Source organism: Pantoea sp. X-Soil-TKNS-1279 (genome assembly GCF_059730565.1).
The window spans coordinates 264957-280357 of sequence record NZ_AP035948.1 but is presented as its reverse complement, the minus strand read 5'-3'; the positions used below and the strand labels follow the sequence as shown (position 1 = coordinate 280357).

Annotated in this window: 11 protein-coding genes, 6 tRNA genes and 3 rRNA genes; 2 read left to right on the top strand and 18 right to left on the bottom strand. The window is 50.8% G+C overall.

Annotated elements, in window-relative coordinates; translation table 11 throughout:
- Positions 1 to 265: 265 nt before the first annotated feature.
- The 11 genes from rplL to AC6I8N_RS01250 form a co-directional block, all read right to left on the bottom strand.
- A complete protein-coding gene (rplL, locus tag AC6I8N_RS01300) occupies positions 266 to 628 on the bottom strand; it encodes a 50S ribosomal protein L7/L12 (RefSeq protein WP_013507404.1) in 363 nt (120 codons plus the stop codon).
- A 63-nt stretch (positions 629 to 691) separates the two neighbouring features.
- Positions 692 to 1189, bottom strand: coding sequence for a 50S ribosomal protein L10 (rplJ, locus tag AC6I8N_RS01295; RefSeq protein WP_013507403.1), 498 nt, complete (start codon positions 1187 to 1189; stop codon positions 692 to 694).
- Positions 1190 to 1541: 352 nt separating this feature from the next.
- Positions 1542 to 2246, bottom strand: coding sequence for a 50S ribosomal protein L1 (gene rplA / locus AC6I8N_RS01290; RefSeq protein ID WP_013507402.1), 705 nt, complete (start codon positions 2244 to 2246; stop codon positions 1542 to 1544).
- A 3-nt stretch (positions 2247 to 2249) separates the two neighbouring features.
- On the bottom strand, positions 2250 to 2678 hold the full coding sequence (gene rplK, locus AC6I8N_RS01285) for a 50S ribosomal protein L11 (RefSeq protein WP_013507401.1): 429 nt from the start codon (positions 2676 to 2678) through the stop codon (positions 2250 to 2252).
- Between the two features lie 145 nt (positions 2679 to 2823).
- Entirely contained in the window at positions 2824 to 3369 is a 546-nt protein-coding gene (gene nusG / locus AC6I8N_RS01280) for a transcription termination/antitermination protein NusG (protein ID WP_013507400.1), read from the bottom strand.
- A gap of 1 nt (position 3370) precedes the next feature.
- The gene (secE, locus tag AC6I8N_RS01275) at positions 3371 to 3754 is read right to left on the bottom strand and encodes a preprotein translocase subunit SecE (RefSeq protein ID WP_013507399.1); all 384 of its coding nucleotides are present in this window, start codon (positions 3752 to 3754) and stop codon (positions 3371 to 3373) included.
- 228 nt (positions 3755 to 3982) lie between these two features.
- A complete protein-coding gene (gene tuf, locus AC6I8N_RS01270; protein WP_013507398.1) occupies positions 3983 to 5167 on the bottom strand; it encodes an elongation factor Tu in 1185 nt (394 codons plus the stop codon).
- A gap of 107 nt (positions 5168 to 5274) precedes the next feature.
- Positions 5275 to 5350 (bottom strand) — tRNA-Thr (locus tag AC6I8N_RS01265).
- A 5-nt stretch (positions 5351 to 5355) separates the two neighbouring features.
- Positions 5356 to 5430 (bottom strand) — tRNA-Gly (locus AC6I8N_RS01260).
- A 190-nt stretch (positions 5431 to 5620) separates the two neighbouring features.
- Positions 5621 to 5705 (bottom strand) — tRNA-Tyr (locus tag AC6I8N_RS01255).
- 7 nt (positions 5706 to 5712) lie between these two features.
- A tRNA-Thr gene (locus tag AC6I8N_RS01250) sits at positions 5713 to 5788 on the bottom strand.
- A 328-nt stretch (positions 5789 to 6116) separates the two neighbouring features.
- On the opposite strand from AC6I8N_RS01250, the gene AC6I8N_RS01245 reads away from it, so the two are divergent.
- Positions 6117 to 6674 carry a GNAT family N-acetyltransferase gene (locus AC6I8N_RS01245; RefSeq protein ID WP_497829884.1) on the top strand — a complete coding sequence of 186 codons (558 nt, stop codon included), beginning with the start codon at positions 6117 to 6119 and terminating at the stop codon, positions 6672 to 6674.
- Positions 6675 to 6877: 203 nt separating this feature from the next.
- Positions 6878 to 7828, top strand: a complete 951-nt coding sequence (coaA, locus tag AC6I8N_RS01240) for a type I pantothenate kinase (RefSeq protein WP_497829883.1) — start codon at positions 6878 to 6880, stop codon at positions 7826 to 7828.
- An 82-nt stretch (positions 7829 to 7910) separates the two neighbouring features.
- On the opposite strand, the gene birA is transcribed toward coaA, so the two are convergent.
- The 7 genes from birA to AC6I8N_RS01205 form a co-directional block, all read right to left on the bottom strand.
- Positions 7911 to 8873, bottom strand: coding sequence for a bifunctional biotin--[acetyl-CoA-carboxylase] ligase/biotin operon repressor BirA (birA, locus tag AC6I8N_RS01235; protein ID WP_497829882.1), 963 nt, complete (start codon positions 8871 to 8873; stop codon positions 7911 to 7913).
- On the bottom strand, positions 8870 to 9907 hold the full coding sequence (murB, locus tag AC6I8N_RS01230) for a UDP-N-acetylmuramate dehydrogenase (RefSeq protein WP_497829881.1): 1038 nt from the start codon (positions 9905 to 9907) through the stop codon (positions 8870 to 8872). Before murB ends, birA begins: the two co-directional genes overlap by 4 nt.
- 150 nt (positions 9908 to 10057) lie before the next feature.
- A 5S ribosomal RNA gene (gene rrf, locus AC6I8N_RS01225) occupies positions 10058 to 10173 on the bottom strand.
- Positions 10174 to 10278: 105 nt separating this feature from the next.
- Positions 10279 to 13180: ribosomal RNA gene (locus AC6I8N_RS01220) — 23S ribosomal RNA — on the bottom strand.
- A gap of 204 nt (positions 13181 to 13384) precedes the next feature.
- Positions 13385 to 13460, bottom strand: a tRNA-Ala gene (locus AC6I8N_RS01215).
- Between the two features lie 108 nt (positions 13461 to 13568).
- A tRNA-Ile gene (locus AC6I8N_RS01210) sits at positions 13569 to 13645 on the bottom strand.
- Positions 13646 to 13719: 74 nt separating this feature from the next.
- Positions 13720 to 15261 (bottom strand): 16S ribosomal RNA (locus AC6I8N_RS01205).
- Together the 16S, 23S and 5S rRNA genes with 2 tRNA genes alongside form the textbook arrangement of a ribosomal RNA operon.
- Positions 15262 to 15401 lie beyond the last annotated feature (140 nt).

Sequence of the window (15401 nt, the reverse complement as noted above, 5' to 3'; positions counted from 1 at the left end):
ACACTATTTTGTTTTTCATGCGATGCGCGGCACCCCATGCAATACATCTTTCTATCACTCTTAAATCATTTCATCGCCGTTGCGCAGGCAGGGAACCCTCACAGGAAAGCGATATATTAAGGCGTCGATAGAAAAAGATATTGAAGAGAAACAATGGACAAACAGTGCGAAACGCCATCATTCCCCTGTAGCGCAAAAAGGCTGGTGACTAAAAAGTCACCAGCCATCAGTCTGAAACTACTCAGACTGCAACCCGAGGGTTGTCTTACTTAACTTCAACTTCTGCGCCAGCTTCTTTCAGCTGTGCTTCGAGAGCAGCAGCGTCAGCTTTGCTGAGGCCTTCTTTGATCACGCCAGTTGCTTCAACCAGATCTTTGGCTTCTTTCAGGCCCAGACCAGTTGCGGTACGAACGGCTTTGATTACTGCAACTTTGTTCGCGCCAGCAGCTTTCAGGATCACGTCGAATTCAGTTTTCTCTTCAACAGCTTCAGCCGGGCCAGCAGCAACAGCTACAGCAGCAGCAGCAGAAACGCCGAATTTTTCTTCCATAGCAGAAACCAGCTCAACAACTTCCATTACGGACATTGCAGCAACGGCTTCCAGGATTTGGTCTTTAGTGATAGACATAACAATTGTTCCTAAGAATCAGTATAAGTTTAAGCGTTAAAGCACGAAGGAAAAGAACAGGGCTTAAGCCGCTTCTTTTGCGTCGCGAACAGCAGCCAGAGTACGGACCAGTTTGCCAGCAGCGGCTTCTTTCATGGTCGACATCAGACGTGCCAGTGCTTCTTCGTAAGTCGGCAGAGTCGCCAGACGGTCAATATTGGCCGCCGTGATCAGCTCACCTTCAAAGGCTGCAGCTTTGACCTCAAATTTTGCATTCGCTTTCGCGAAATCTTTGAACAGACGAGCAGCAGCGCCCGGGTGTTCCATAGAATATGCAATCAGGGTCGGACCAACAAACGTGTCTTTCAGGCACTCGAATTGAGTACCTTCAACGATGCGGCGCAGCAGGGTGTTGCGAACAACACGCATGTAAACGCCAGCTTCACGACCTGCTTTACGCAGTTCGGTCATTTTATCAACGGTAACGCCACGGGAATCCGCAACAACCGCTGACAGCGCGCCTTTGGCTACTTCGCTGACTTCAGCAACAATCGCTTGTTTGTCTTGAAGATTTAATGCCATTAGCTTGTGCTCCTGGATTTGACCGGGGAAGGATTTCCCCGGAACTCACTTCACTTATTCACCCGAAAGCGAAAAGCGCTATTACACGGTGAGCAGAATCCAGTTAAGAAAAAATTCTTTTTGGTTCTGTCACCGTCTACGCAGGGGATTAAGCGTTTTATCCGAAGATGTCGCGCTCCTGCGGTCTTGGACGGAGGCCAGGATAAGGCCTGGCTCCAACCTTAGTGACTGAATAACAAAGGGATGAACCTTTATCTTCCACTCACTATGAATCTTGGTTCTGAATTGAATACTCAACCAGAACAACGGGCGTAAGATTCTAGATGAATTTTTCGCCCGTTTCAAGCAGCAATTAGTTTGCTGCTGCGTTCAGACCAGCCTGGTCGATGGCAACGCCAGCGCCCATAGTGGTGGACAGGCTAACTTTCTTGATGTACACGCCTTTCGCCTGAGCAGGTTTTGCTTTTTTCAGCGCAACCAGCAGAGATTCCAGGTTTTCTTTCAGTTTGTCAGCGTCGAAGTCCACTTTACCGATGGTGGTGTGAATGATGCCGTTTTTGTCGTTACGGTAACGAACCTGACCTGCTTTAGCGTTTTTAACTGCTTCAGCAACGTTCGGCGTTACAGTACCCACTTTCGGGTTTGGCATCAGACCGCGCGGGCCCAGAACCTGGCCGAGCTGGCCAACAACGCGCATTGCATCCGGAGAAGCAATAACAACGTCAAAGTTCATTTCGCCTTTCTTGATCTGGTCAGCCAGATCTTCCATACCTACCAGCTCTGCGCCAGCTGCTTTAGCAGCTTCAGCGTTTGCGCCCTGGGTAAATACGGCAACGCGTACTGAACGACCAGTACCGTGCGGCAGTACAGTTGCACCACGTACGTTCTGATCAGATTTACGAGCATCGATGCCGAGGTTAACAGCAACGTCTACGCTCTCTACAAACTTAGCAGTAGCCAGTTCTTTCAGCAGAGCAACAGCTTCGTTGATGTCATACTGTTTAGTTGCATCAACTTTGTCACGGATCACGCGCATGCGCTTGGTCAGCTTAGCCATTTCTTAGTCCTCCACTACCAGGCCCATGGAACGAGCAGTACCTTCGATAGAGCGAGTCATCGCTTCTACGTCAGCACCAGTCATGTCCGCAGCTTTGGTTTCTGCGATTTCACGTACCTGAGCACGGGTTACTTTACCGACTTTGTCTTTGTTCGGCTTACCAGAACCAGACTTGATGCCCGCTGCTTTTTTCAGCAGTACGGCAGCCGGAGGTGTTTTGGTAACGAAGGTGAAAGAACGGTCGCTGTATACGGTGATAACAACAGGAGTCGGCAGACCTTTTTCCAGAGATTCGGTCTTCGCGTTGAACGCTTTACAGAATTCCATGATGTTAACGCCCTGCTGACCCAGAGCTGGACCAACCGGTGGGCTCGGGTTAGCCATACCAGCTGCAACCTGCAGCTTGACGTAGGCTTGTACTTTCTTAGCCATGATATTTCCTCTATTGGGTTATAGCGCCTGCAAAACAGGCTCCCCGTGATGACAATTCACACGCTGTTGCCAGCGCATAAAAACAAAAGGCGCGAAATTGTAGATAAATTCCGCGCCTGCTGCAACTACAAAAATGTCTCGGGCGTTAGCCTTTTTCTACCTGGCTGAAATCCAGCTCGACAGGGGTAGCACGACCGAAGATGGAAACAGAGACTTTCAGGCGGCTCTTTTCGTAATCCACCTCTTCCACCACACCGTTGAAGTCGGCAAAAGGACCGTCGTTGACGCGTACCATTTCGCCCGGCTCGAACAACGTTTTTGGACGCGGCTTATCACCCACCTGCTGCAGGCGGTTCATAATCGCATCAACTTCTTTATCGCTGATCGGTGCTGGACGGTCAGATGTACCACCAATGAAGCCCATCACACGCGGTACGCTACGCACCAGGTGCCAGCTGGCATCATTCATTACCATCTGAACCAATACGTAACCTGGGAAGAATTTGCGCTCACTTTTGCGACGCTGGCCACCACGGATTTCCACGACTTCTTCAGTCGGCACCATGACTTCGCCAAACAACTCTTCCATGTTGTGCAATTTGATGTGCTCACGCAGCGACTGGGCTACGCGGCCTTCGAAACCGGAAAACGCCTGCACGACGTACCAGCGTTTTTTTGGAGCTTCAGACATCTCAGAACCTCAGGCCAGTGATAAACGATACAAGTCGGACAAGAATACCATCCAGTCCCCACAAAATCAGTGACATCACGGCAGTTACCGCGGCAACGATTAACGTGGTGTGCAGCGTTTCCTGGCGAGTCGGCCAAATGACCTTACGCATCTCGGTTCTTGCTTCACGCGCAAACGCAACTGTCGCTTTGCCTTTTGTGGTCAGCAACGCAACGCCGCCTGCCACTGCAATCAGAACCACTACGGCCAGCGCACGTAACGGCAGTGTCACATCGCGGTAGTAGTAATTACCAACAATAGCGACAACCAGTAATACGGCAACAACCAGCCATTTTACGGTTTCCAGGCCGCGTCCGCTCCCTTGAGCTTCGGTATTCGCACTCATAAACCAACCTGCCACTATAATTCAGAAACTATTCTGCCCCGCATGGCGAGGCATCCAAACCGAGTAAGCTTTTAAAGCGCAACCCGGTATCCTGCACCGCTTAACAGAGCCTGTCTCAGCAATGATTATGACCGAAAATCACTGATGAGCCAGGTTCTATACAACAGCGTGCAAAAAGGGCATCAAATGATGCCCTTTCCGTGTGCATTGCGTCAAATATTATCGGGATTAAGCGATAACTTTAGCAACAACGCCCGCACCAACGGTACGGCCGCCTTCGCGGATTGCGAAGCGCAGACCTTCGTCCATTGCGATCGGGTGAATCAGGGTAACAACCATTTTGATGTTGTCGCCCGGCATTACCATCTCTACGCCTTCCGGCAGTTCTACTGAACCTGTTACGTCAGTAGTACGGAAGTAGAACTGAGGACGGTAGCCTTTGAAGAACGGAGTATGACGGCCGCCTTCGTCTTTAGACAGTACGTACACTTCTGATTCGAACTGAGTGTGCGGCTTGATGGTGCCCGGCTTAGCCAGTACCTGACCACGCTGGATGTCTTCACGCTTGATACCACGCAGCAGAACACCACAGTTCTCGCCTGCCTGACCCTGGTCCAGCAGTTTGCGGAACATTTCAACGCCAGTACAGGTTGATTTCGCAGTCGCTTTGATACCAACGATTTCTACTTCGTCACCAACTTTAACGATACCGCGCTCAACACGACCGGTTACTACAGTACCACGGCCTGAGATTGAGAATACGTCTTCGATCGGCAGCAGGAACGGCAGGTCGATTGCACGAACCGGATCCGGGATGTAAGTATCCAGGTGGCCAGCCAGCTCAACGATTTTCGCTTCCCACTCTGCGTCGCCTTCCAGCGCTTTCAGAGCTGAACCACGAACGATCGGAGTGTCGTCGCCCGGGAAGTCGTACTGTGACAGCAGGTCACGAACTTCCATTTCAACCAGTTCCAGCAGCTCTTCGTCATCAACCATGTCACATTTGTTCAGGAACACGATGATGTACGGAACGCCTACCTGACGACCCAGCAGGATGTGCTCACGGGTCTGCGGCATCGGGCCGTCAGTCGCAGCAACAACCAGGATTGCGCCATCCATCTGAGCAGCACCGGTGATCATGTTTTTCACATAGTCGGCGTGGCCCGGGCAGTCAACGTGCGCGTAGTGGCGAGTCGGGGTTTCGTACTCAACGTGAGAGGTGTTGATGGTGATACCACGAGCCTTCTCTTCCGGCGCGTTGTCGATCTGGTCGAATGCACGAGCCTGACCGCCGTAGGTTTTAGCCAGAACGGTGGTGATCGCTGCAGTCAGAGTGGTTTTACCGTGGTCAACGTGACCGATGGTGCCCACGTTTACGTGCAGTTTGTTACGTTGAAATTGCTCTTTAGCCATCGCTTGTCCCTCTAAGACATGGATATATCAAAGATATCGTCACATCAACCAGGCTATGCCTGACTGTTAGTTTTACAGAGAGAGAATCAGGAGAGAGATAAAGGAAGTGGTGCTGATACCCAGAGTCGAACTGGGGACCTCACCCTTACCAAGGGTGCGCTCTACCAACTGAGCCATATCAGCACATCTGGAGCGGGCAGCGGGAATCGAACCCGCATCATCAGCTTGGAAGGCTGAGGTAATAGCCATTATACGATGCCCGCATCCTGGAACTCGGCTACCTGTTCTTTCTGTAGCTTATGAATAATAAAAGAAGACCCTCTATTATTCGAGTCAGCCAGTATTTCCGGCTAACTTTGACTGTGCCAACGCTCAGTCTGAATTCGAAGGTGAGAGAATTGAACTCACCCATCAGACGACGACTTCATCTGACGCTCAACCAGGAGGTTGAGATGGTGGTGGGAGAAGGATTCGAACCTTCGAAGTCTGTGACGGCAGATTTACAGTCTGCTCCCTTTGGCCGCTCGGGAATCCCACCTACTTGATGGTGCCGGCTACCGGAATCGAACTGGTGACCTACTGATTACAAGTCAGTTGCTCTACCAACTGAGCTAAGCCGGCATCAAGTGACGCGCATTCTAGGAAGTGCGGATGCAGGATGCAACAAAAAAATTGCCAAAATCGCGCTATCGATTACTATTTGTGCAAATCCTCGCAAATCAATCATAAATTGCGGCAAATTTGTTCAGGTCTGCTGCTTTTTTACCCGTAAAATCCTGCCACTCCGGCATAGATTTTTCTCTAAACAGCTGCACAATTCTGAGTCACGTTGCCATCTGTCTGTGCAAACTAATGCACATTGCATGACATCCTCCCCTTGTCAGCTGTTTTTTGGCTGGCGCGTAATTTGCTTATTTAGGTAAACCAGCCCAGACAAGGAGGATTTCGCATGAATATTTTTTTACTCAATGCCGCCACCTTACCTCGTTATCGCCATGCTCTGGCCGCATTGATGATTGACTCTATCTCACACAATATGACGTCGCCATTTCGGCAATCGAGCAGACAGGAACAACATCAGGCCGCAGAACGTTACTTTCACGGTTTACGCGACCGCCTGGCGCGACATGAGTTGCTATTATGGGTGGCATTGAATGAATCCGGGCTTGTCGGCAGTGTGCAACTCAGTATCTGCCAGCGTCCCGATGGCCAGAACCGCGCTGAGATCCTCCATTTGTTGGTTCATTCGCAAGCACGTCGTGAAAGGATTGGCTTTATGCTCATGCAGGTGCTGGAGCAAAAAGCGGAAGCCTGTCATCGCGGGTTGCTTTATCTCGATGTCATGGCAGGCTCGCCAGCAGAAGCCTTTTATCGGACTCAGGGATATCATTATCTTGGAGAGTTGCCTGATTATTCGCAGCGCGCTGATGGGCATCCCCATCCGGGAGCCATCTATTACAAACGCTTGCGACCAGGCGCACCAGAAGATGCTTCGTCAACCTACTGAGTGACAAGAAAAATGTGGGCGCGCTTACGAAAGCGTGCTCGCTTTTATCATTTTACTTCTTTTTAAAGTCACACTGGTGTTACCCTCCTGCCCATTGTTCTCGTTAAATTACCCCTGTGACGTGCAACTGAGTTCGACACATCGCTGTATGCCTGATGCTGCAAGGTGTAGATGAGCCAGAATTTGCTGTCAGATGCATGCTTATGAGTAAAAAGACGACGCCACTTACCACGCCCTACCTGGAGTTTGATCGTCAGCAATGGGCTGCCTTGCGCGACTCAGTGCCGATGACACTGGCAGAGGGTGAAATCGAACGATTGCGCGGCATCAACGAGGATCTCTCGCTGGAAGAGGTCGCGGAGATTTATTTGCCGTTATCGCGCCTGTTAAATTTTTACATCAGTTCTAATCTGCGACGCCAGGCTGTGCTTGAACAGTTTCTTGGCACCAACGCGCAGAAAATCCCATATATCATCAGCATTGCTGGCAGTGTCGCTGTGGGTAAAAGTACCACCGCCCGCGTGTTGCAGGCACTGCTCAGCCGTTGGCCGGAACATCGCAAAGTAGAATTGATCACCACAGATGGCTTTCTCCACCCAAATGCGGTTCTGAAAGAACGCGGGTTGATGAAAAAGAAAGGCTTCCCGCAATCCTACGATATGCATCGACTGGTCAATTTTGTCTCCGACCTAAAGTCCGGTGCCAGCCAGGTAACTGCCCCGGTTTATTCACATCTGATTTATGATGTTATTCCAGACGGCGATAAAGTTGTTAAACAGCCTGATATTCTGATCCTTGAAGGTTTAAACGTGCTGCAAAGCGGAATGGATTATCCTCACGATCCGCATCATGTATTTGTCTCGGATTTTGTCGACTTCTCCATATATGTTGATGCACCTGAAGATCTGCTCGAAAGCTGGTATATCAATCGGTTTCTTAAATTTCGTGAAGGTGCCTTTAGCGATCCAGATTCATATTTCCATCATTATTCTCAATTGCCTGAAGAAGACGCCGTCAGCATTGCTCGCAGTCTGTGGAAAGAGATTAACTGGATGAATCTTAAAGAGAACATTCTTCCAACTCGTGAGCGGGCCAGCCTGATCATGACGAAGTCAGCTGATCATGCCGTACAACATGTACGACTGAGAAAATAAATACAAAAACAATAAAGCCCTGTATTTTTCAGGGCTTTATTATCAGTGCCGAGGCAGTTCTGGCATTCGAAATAGCCGCTGGTTAATTATCGGGTCGTAATGAAATTTCACCACCAACCCATGCCTTAACAGCACCATCCTGTTCCAACAATAAACCACCTTGCTTATCAACACCACGCGCTATGCCATGCACTTCGCGATCGCCAATTAGCAATTTGACTGGCCGATTAATAAAGTTATCCAATGCATCCCAACGCTCAATAAAAGGTGCCAGTCCATCACGTTCAAATAATGGCAAAGCTTCCCGTAGGCTGTTAATCAACTGAGCAGCCAACTGGTTGCGATCGATCTGGACTCCAGCCTCTTGCAAGTTAATCCAGCCTTGATTTATTTGTGTTGCGCCTTCTGATCGCATCGCAAGATTGATACCTGCACCAATGACAATTTGCGCCGCATCGCCCGTTTTTCCGGTCAGTTCAACCAGAATACCGGCCAATTTCCGATCATGCAGATAGAGGTCATTCGGCCATTTAACTCGTACATCTTTTGCACCGAGGGACTGAATAACTTCGGCCATGACAATGCCAATAACAAGGCTAAGCCCCATCGCAGCAGCTGGCCCTTGCTCCAGTCGCCAGTACATCGACATATACAAATTGGCGCCAAAAGGGGAAAACCACTGCCTGCCGCGACGCCCTCGTCCTGCCTGTTGATACTCTGCAATACAGGCATTGCCTGAAACCAGCTGATCCATGCGCTCTAGCAGATACTGGTTCGTAGAGTCAATCACCGGAATAACGGCCAGATTAGGTTGATGCAGCCGCGACAATATCTCTTCTTCGTTCAGCAACTGAATGGGAGCAGGCAGGCTATAACCCTTCCCGGTAACCGTATAAACATCCAGTCCCCAACTCTTCAGCGTTTGTATATGCTTGTTAATCGCTGCCCGACTCATCCCCAGAACTTCGCCCAATTGCTCACCAGAATGGAATTCCCCATCAGCCAGTAAAGCGACCAGTTTTAACGGAACACTGTGGTCTTTCATGAGATCACCTCAACGGCGTTGCGTTCGCCCTGCGCACCAATAAAACGAACTTCCGGCTCCAGCCAGACATTAAATTTTTCACCGACATGGCTTCGTACTTCCCGTGCCAACTGAACAATGTCCTGAGGTGTCGCTCGATCTTCGTTGATCAGCACCAGCGCCTGCTGACGATGCACAGCAGCACCACCAACCCGATAGCCTTTCAGCTGACATTGATCGATCAACCAACCCGCGGCAAGTTTTACCTCGCCATCAGTTTGCGGATAGAGTGGCATCGTCGGCCACTGGGCACATAACGTAGCAGCCTGGTTGACAGTAATCAGTGGATTTTTAAAGAAACTCCCTACATTACCCGTTACGCTGGGATCAGGCAGCTTACTCTGACGCATCTGACATACCGCATTGAATACATCCCACGCGCTGACCGTTGCAGGATTCAGTCGTGCCAGGTCGCCGTAACTCAGTACAGGCCGCCATTGTTTTGTCAGGCGTAATCCAACCGCTACAATGACGTAGTCGTTTTTCATTGCATGTTTGAAAATACTGTCACGATAACCGAATGCGCACTCTTCACGAGCCAGTCGCACGATTTTCTGGGTGGGCAGATGCAAAGCATCAACATAATGGCAGATATCTTTGAATTCCACCCCGTAAGCACCGATGTTTTGGATAGGAGCTGAACCCGCCATACCTGGAATTAACGCCAGGTTCTCAAGACCCGTAATTCCTTTCTTTAAAGTATGCTCAACCAGTTCATGCCAATTCTCTCCCGCCCCGATATGCAACTGCCATGTTTCGGTATGTTCTTCTATGGCTGTACCTTTGATTGCATTAATAATGACAGTACCCTGAAAGTCTTCAAGAAACAGCACATTGCTACCGCCTCCGAGTACCATAAATGGTTGTGTCTGCTGGACACAATCCTGCCATGCATCAATGATGGCTTCTGCGGTATCAGCAATAACGATATGTTTCGCACTGACCTCGAGGCCAAGTGTATTGAAAGCTTTAAGAGAAGTGTTGGGGCTGGACATTTCACGGCCTTAACTGATTAATCTGGCCGTAGTTTACCTGATCAGTTAGTAACGAGTGGGATGTTTTCGTGGTTTTTCATCATCTGAGAGACGATTCTTAAACGTAAAAAAGCCCTGAACTTTCGTTCAGGGCTTCTTCACTTAATTGATGCCTGGCAGTTCCCTACTCTCGCATGGGGAGACCCCACACTACCATCGGCGCTACGGCGTTTCACTTCTGAGTTCGGCATGGGGTCAGGTGGGACCACCGCGCTACAGCCGCCAGGCAAATTCTGTTTATCCGCACCGCCCTCACAGGCCATACGAATCAATCCGTTCGAACAAAGCTGAAAATTCTCGCGTCTCTCAACTCAAAACGCCTCTGGCGTTGTAAGGTTAAGCCTCACGGGTCATTAGTACCGGTTAGCTCAATGCATCGCTGCACTTACACATCCGGCCTATCAACGTCGTCGTCTTCAACGTCCCTTCAGGACTCTCAAAGAGTCAGGGAGAACTCATCTCGGGGCAAGTTTCGTGCTTAGATGCTTTCAGCACTTATCTTTTCCGCACTTAGCTACCGGGCAATGCCATTGGCATGACAACCCGAACACCAGTGGTGCGTTCACTCCGGTCCTCTCGTACTAGGAGCAACCCCCCTCAATTCTCCAGCGCCCACGGCAGATAGGGACCGAACTGTCTCACGACGTTCTAAACCCAGCTCGCGTACCACTTTAAACGGCGAACAGCCGTACCCTTGGGACCTACTTCAGCCCCAGGATGTGATGAGCCGACATCGAGGTGCCAAACACCGCCGTCGATATGAACTCTTGGGCGGTATCAGCCTGTTATCCCCGGAGTACCTTTTATCCGTTGAGCGATGGCCCTTCCATTCAGAACCACCGGATCACTATGACCTGCTTTCGCACCTGCTCGAGCCGTCACTCTCGCAGTCAAGCTGGCTTATGCCATTGCACTAACCTCCTGATGTCCGACCAGGATTAGCCAACCTTCGTGCTCCTCCGTTACACTTTGGGAGGAGACCGCCCCAGTCAAACTACCCACCAGACACTGTCCGCAGCCCGGATTACGGGCCTACGTTAGAACATCAAACATTAAAGGGTGGTATTTCAAGGTTGGCTCCATGCAGACTGGCGTCCACACTTCAAAGCCTCCCACCTATCCTACACATCAAGGCTCAATGTTCAGTGTCAAGCTATAGTAAAGGTTCACGGGGTCTTTCCGTCTTGCCGCGGGTACACTGCATCTTCACAGCGATTTCAATTTCACTGAGTCTCGGGTGGAGACAGCCTGGCCATCATTACGCCATTCGTGCAGGTCGGAACTTACCCGACAAGGAATTTCGCTACCTTAGGACCGTTATAGTTACGGCCGCCGTTTACCGGGGCTTCGATCAAGAGCTTCTCCTTACGGATAACCCCATCAATTAACCTTCCGGCACCGGGCAGGCGTCACACCGTATACGTCCACTTTCGTGTTTGCACAGTGCTGTGTTTTTAATAAACAGTTGCAGCCAGCTGGTATCTTCGACTGGCTTCAGCTCCGGGAGCAAGTCCCTTCACCTAATGCCAGCGTGCCTTCTCCCGAAGTTACGGCACCATTTTGCCTAGTTCCTTCACCCGAGTTCTCTCAAGCGCCTTGGTATTCTCTACCTGACCACCTGTGTCGGTTTGGGGTACGATTTCGTGTTACCTGGAGCTTAGAGGCTTTTCCTGGAAGCAGGGCATCAGTTACTTCACCACCGTAGTGGCTCGTCATCACGCCTCAGCCTTAAAGCATTCCGGATTTGCCTGGAATGCAAGCCTACACGCTTAAACCGGGACAACCGTCGCCCGGATAACCTAGCCTTCTCCGTCCCCCCTTCGCAGTAACACCAAGTACAGGAATATTAACCTGTTTCCCATCGACTACGCTTTTCAGCCTCGCCTTAGGGGTCGACTCACCCTGCCCCGATTAACGTTGGACAGGAACCCTTGGTCTTCCGGCGAGCGGGCTTTTCACCCGCTTTATCGTTACTTATGTCAGCATTCGCACTTCTGATACCTCCAGCAGACCTCACAGTCCACCTTCAGCGGCTTACAGAACGCTCCCCTACCCAACAACACATAGTGTCGCTGCCGCAGCTTCGGTGCATGGTTTAGCCCCGTTACATCTTCCGCGCAGGCCGACTCGACCAGTGAGCTATTACGCTTTCTTTAAATGATGGCTGCTTCTAAGCCAACATCCTGGCTGTCTGGGCCTTCCCACATCGTTTCCCACTTAACCATGACTTTGGGACCTTAGCTGGCGGTCTGGGTTGTTTCCCTCTTCACGACGGACGTTAGCACCCGCCGTGTGTCTCCCGTGATAACATTCTCCGGTATTCGTAGTTTGCATCGGGTTGGTAAGCCGGGATGGCCCCCTAGCCGAAACAGTGCTCTACCCCCGGAGATGAGTTCACGAGGCGCTACCTAAATAGCTTTCGGGGAGAACCAGCTATCTCCCGGTTTGATTGGCCTTTCACCCCCAGCCACAAGTCATCCGCTAATTTTTCAACATTAGTCGGTTCGGTCCTCCAGTTAGTGTTACCCAACCTTCAACCTGCCCATGGCTAGATCACCGGGTTTCGGGTCTATACCCTGCAACTTAACGCCCAATTAAGACTCGGTTTCCCTGCGGCTCCCCTATACGGTTAACCTTGCTACAGAATATAAGTCGCTGACCCATTATACAAAAGGTACGCAGTCACACCCGAAGGTGCTCCCACTGCTTGTACGTACACGGTTTCAGGTTCTGTTTCACTCCCCTCGCCGGGGTTCTTTTCGCCTTTCCCTCACGGTACTGGTTCACTATCGGTCAGTCAGGAGTATTTAGCCTTGGAGGATGGTCCCCCCATATTCAGACAGGATACCACGTGTCCCGCCCTACTCATCGGACTCACAATCTGTGCATTTTCATGTACGGGGCTGTCACCCTGTATCGCGCGACTTTCCAGACGCTTCCATTAACACACAAACTGATTCAGGTCCTGGGCTGTTCCCCGTTCGCTCGCCGCTACTGGGGGAATCTCGGTTGATTTCTTTTCCTCGGGGTACTTAGATGTTTCAGTTCCCCCGGTTCGCCTCGTTAACCTATGTATTCAGTTAACGATAGTGCATAAATGCACTGGGTTTCCCCATTCGGACATCGTCGGCTGTTGCGGTTCATATCACCTTACCGACGCTTTTCGCAGATTAGCACGTCCTTCATCGCCTCTGACTGCCAGGGCATCCACCGTGTACGCTTAGTCGCTTAACCTCACAACCCACAGACGTTTTGCAACGCATGCAGACTGCAAGCATTTGAGAGACTCGAACACATCGCTTTCATTTCTTATTACGGAGAAATGAAACAACGTGTCGTTTCAAATTTTCAGCTTGTTCCGGATTGTTAAAGAGCAATAACTTCGCAATGCACTCGAAAATGCATTCGGAAGTTTTTTTATCAACGTGGGGTCGTTGATGGTGGAGCTAAGCGGGATCGAACCGCTGACCTCCTGCGTGCAAGGCAGGCGCTCTCCCAGCTGAGCTATAGCCCCAATGATTCGCAAAACCCTTCACCCAATTCTTTCGAGTTCAAGGCGTGACGACGCGAAGCATACATCAGGTATGCGAGTCGTTGTCACAACGCAGAAATCGGGAGAATTTGGTAGGCCTGAGTGGACTTGAACCACCGACCTCACCCTTATCAGGGGTGCGCTCTAACCACCTGAGCTACAAGCCTGCCGAGGGTTTTACTGCTTCTTTAAATTTCATCAGACAATCTGTGTGAGCACTTCGAAGGAAAGTATCTTCAGGTAAGGAGGTGATCCAACCGCAGGTTCCCCTACGGTTACCTTGTTACGACTTCACCCCAGTCATGAATCACAAAGTGGTAAGCGCCCTCCCGAAGGTTAAGCTACCTACTTCTTTTGCAACCCACTCCCATGGTGTGACGGGCGGTGTGTACAAGGCCCGGGAACGTATTCACCGTAGCATTCTGATCTACGATTACTAGCGATTCCGACTTCATGGAGTCGAGTTGCAGACTCCAATCCGGACTACGACGCACTTTATGAGGTCCGCTTGCTCTCGCGAGGTCGCTTCTCTTTGTATGCGCCATTGTAGCACGTGTGTAGCCCTGGCCGTAAGGGCCATGATGACTTGACGTCATCCCCACCTTCCTCCGGTTTATCACCGGCAGTCTCCTTTGAGTTCCCGACCGAATCGCTGGCAACAAAGGATAAGGGTTGCGCTCGTTGCGGGACTTAACCCAACATTTCACAACACGAGCTGACGACAGCCATGCAGCACCTGTCTCAGAGTTCCCGAAGGCACCAAAGCATCTCTGCTAAGTTCTCTGGATGTCAAGGCCAGGTAAGGTTCTTCGCGTTGCATCGAATTAAACCACATGCTCCACCGCTTGTGCGGGCCCCCGTCAATTCATTTGAGTTTTAACCTTGCGGCCGTACTCCCCAGGCGGTCGACTTAACGCGTTAGCTCCGGAAGCCACGCCTCAAGGGCACAACCTCCAAGTCGACATCGTTTACAGCGTGGACTACCAGGGTATCTAATCCTGTTTGCTCCCCACGCTTTCGCACCTGAGCGTCAGTCTTTGTCCAGGGGGCCGCCTTCGCCACCGGTATTCCTCCAGATCTCTACGCATTTCACCGCTACACCTGGAATTCTACCCCCCTCTACAAGACTCTAGCCTGCCAGTTTCGAATGCAGTTCCCAGGTTAAGCCCGGGGATTTCACATCCGACTTGACAGACCGCCTGCGTGCGCTTTACGCCCAGTAATTCCGATTAACGCTTGCACCCTCCGTATTACCGCGGCTGCTGGCACGGAGTTAGCCGGTGCTTCTTCTGCGGGTAACGTCAATGACGATGCGTATTAAACATCATCCCTTCCTCCCCGCTGAAAGTACTTTACAACCCGAAGGCCTTCTTCATACACGCGGCATGGCTGCATCAGGCTTGCGCCCATTGTGCAATATTCCCCACTGCTGCCTCCCGTAGGAGTCTGGACCGTGTCTCAGTTCCAGTGTGGCTGGTCATCCTCTCAGACCAGCTAGGGATCGTCGCCTAGGTGAGCCGTTACCCCACCTACTAGCTAATCCCATCTGGGTTCATCCGATGGTGTGAGGCCCGAAGGTCCCCCACTTTGGTCTTGCGACGTTATGCGGTATTAGCTACCGTTTCCAGTAGTTATCCCCCTCCATCGGGCAGATCCCCAGACATTACTCACCCGTCCGCCACTCGTCACCCAAGGAGCAAGCTCCTCTGTGCTACCGTTCGACTTGCATGTGTTAGGCCTGCCGCCAGCGTTCAATCTGAGCCATGATCAAACTCTTCAATTTAAGTTTGATGCTCAAAGAATTAAACTTCGTAATGAATTACGTGTTCACTCTTGAGACTTGATATTTTTTAAGTCCGTAGACTTTTGATATCAATCCTGCGAGTGCCCACACAGATTGTCTGATAAATTGTTAAAGAGCAG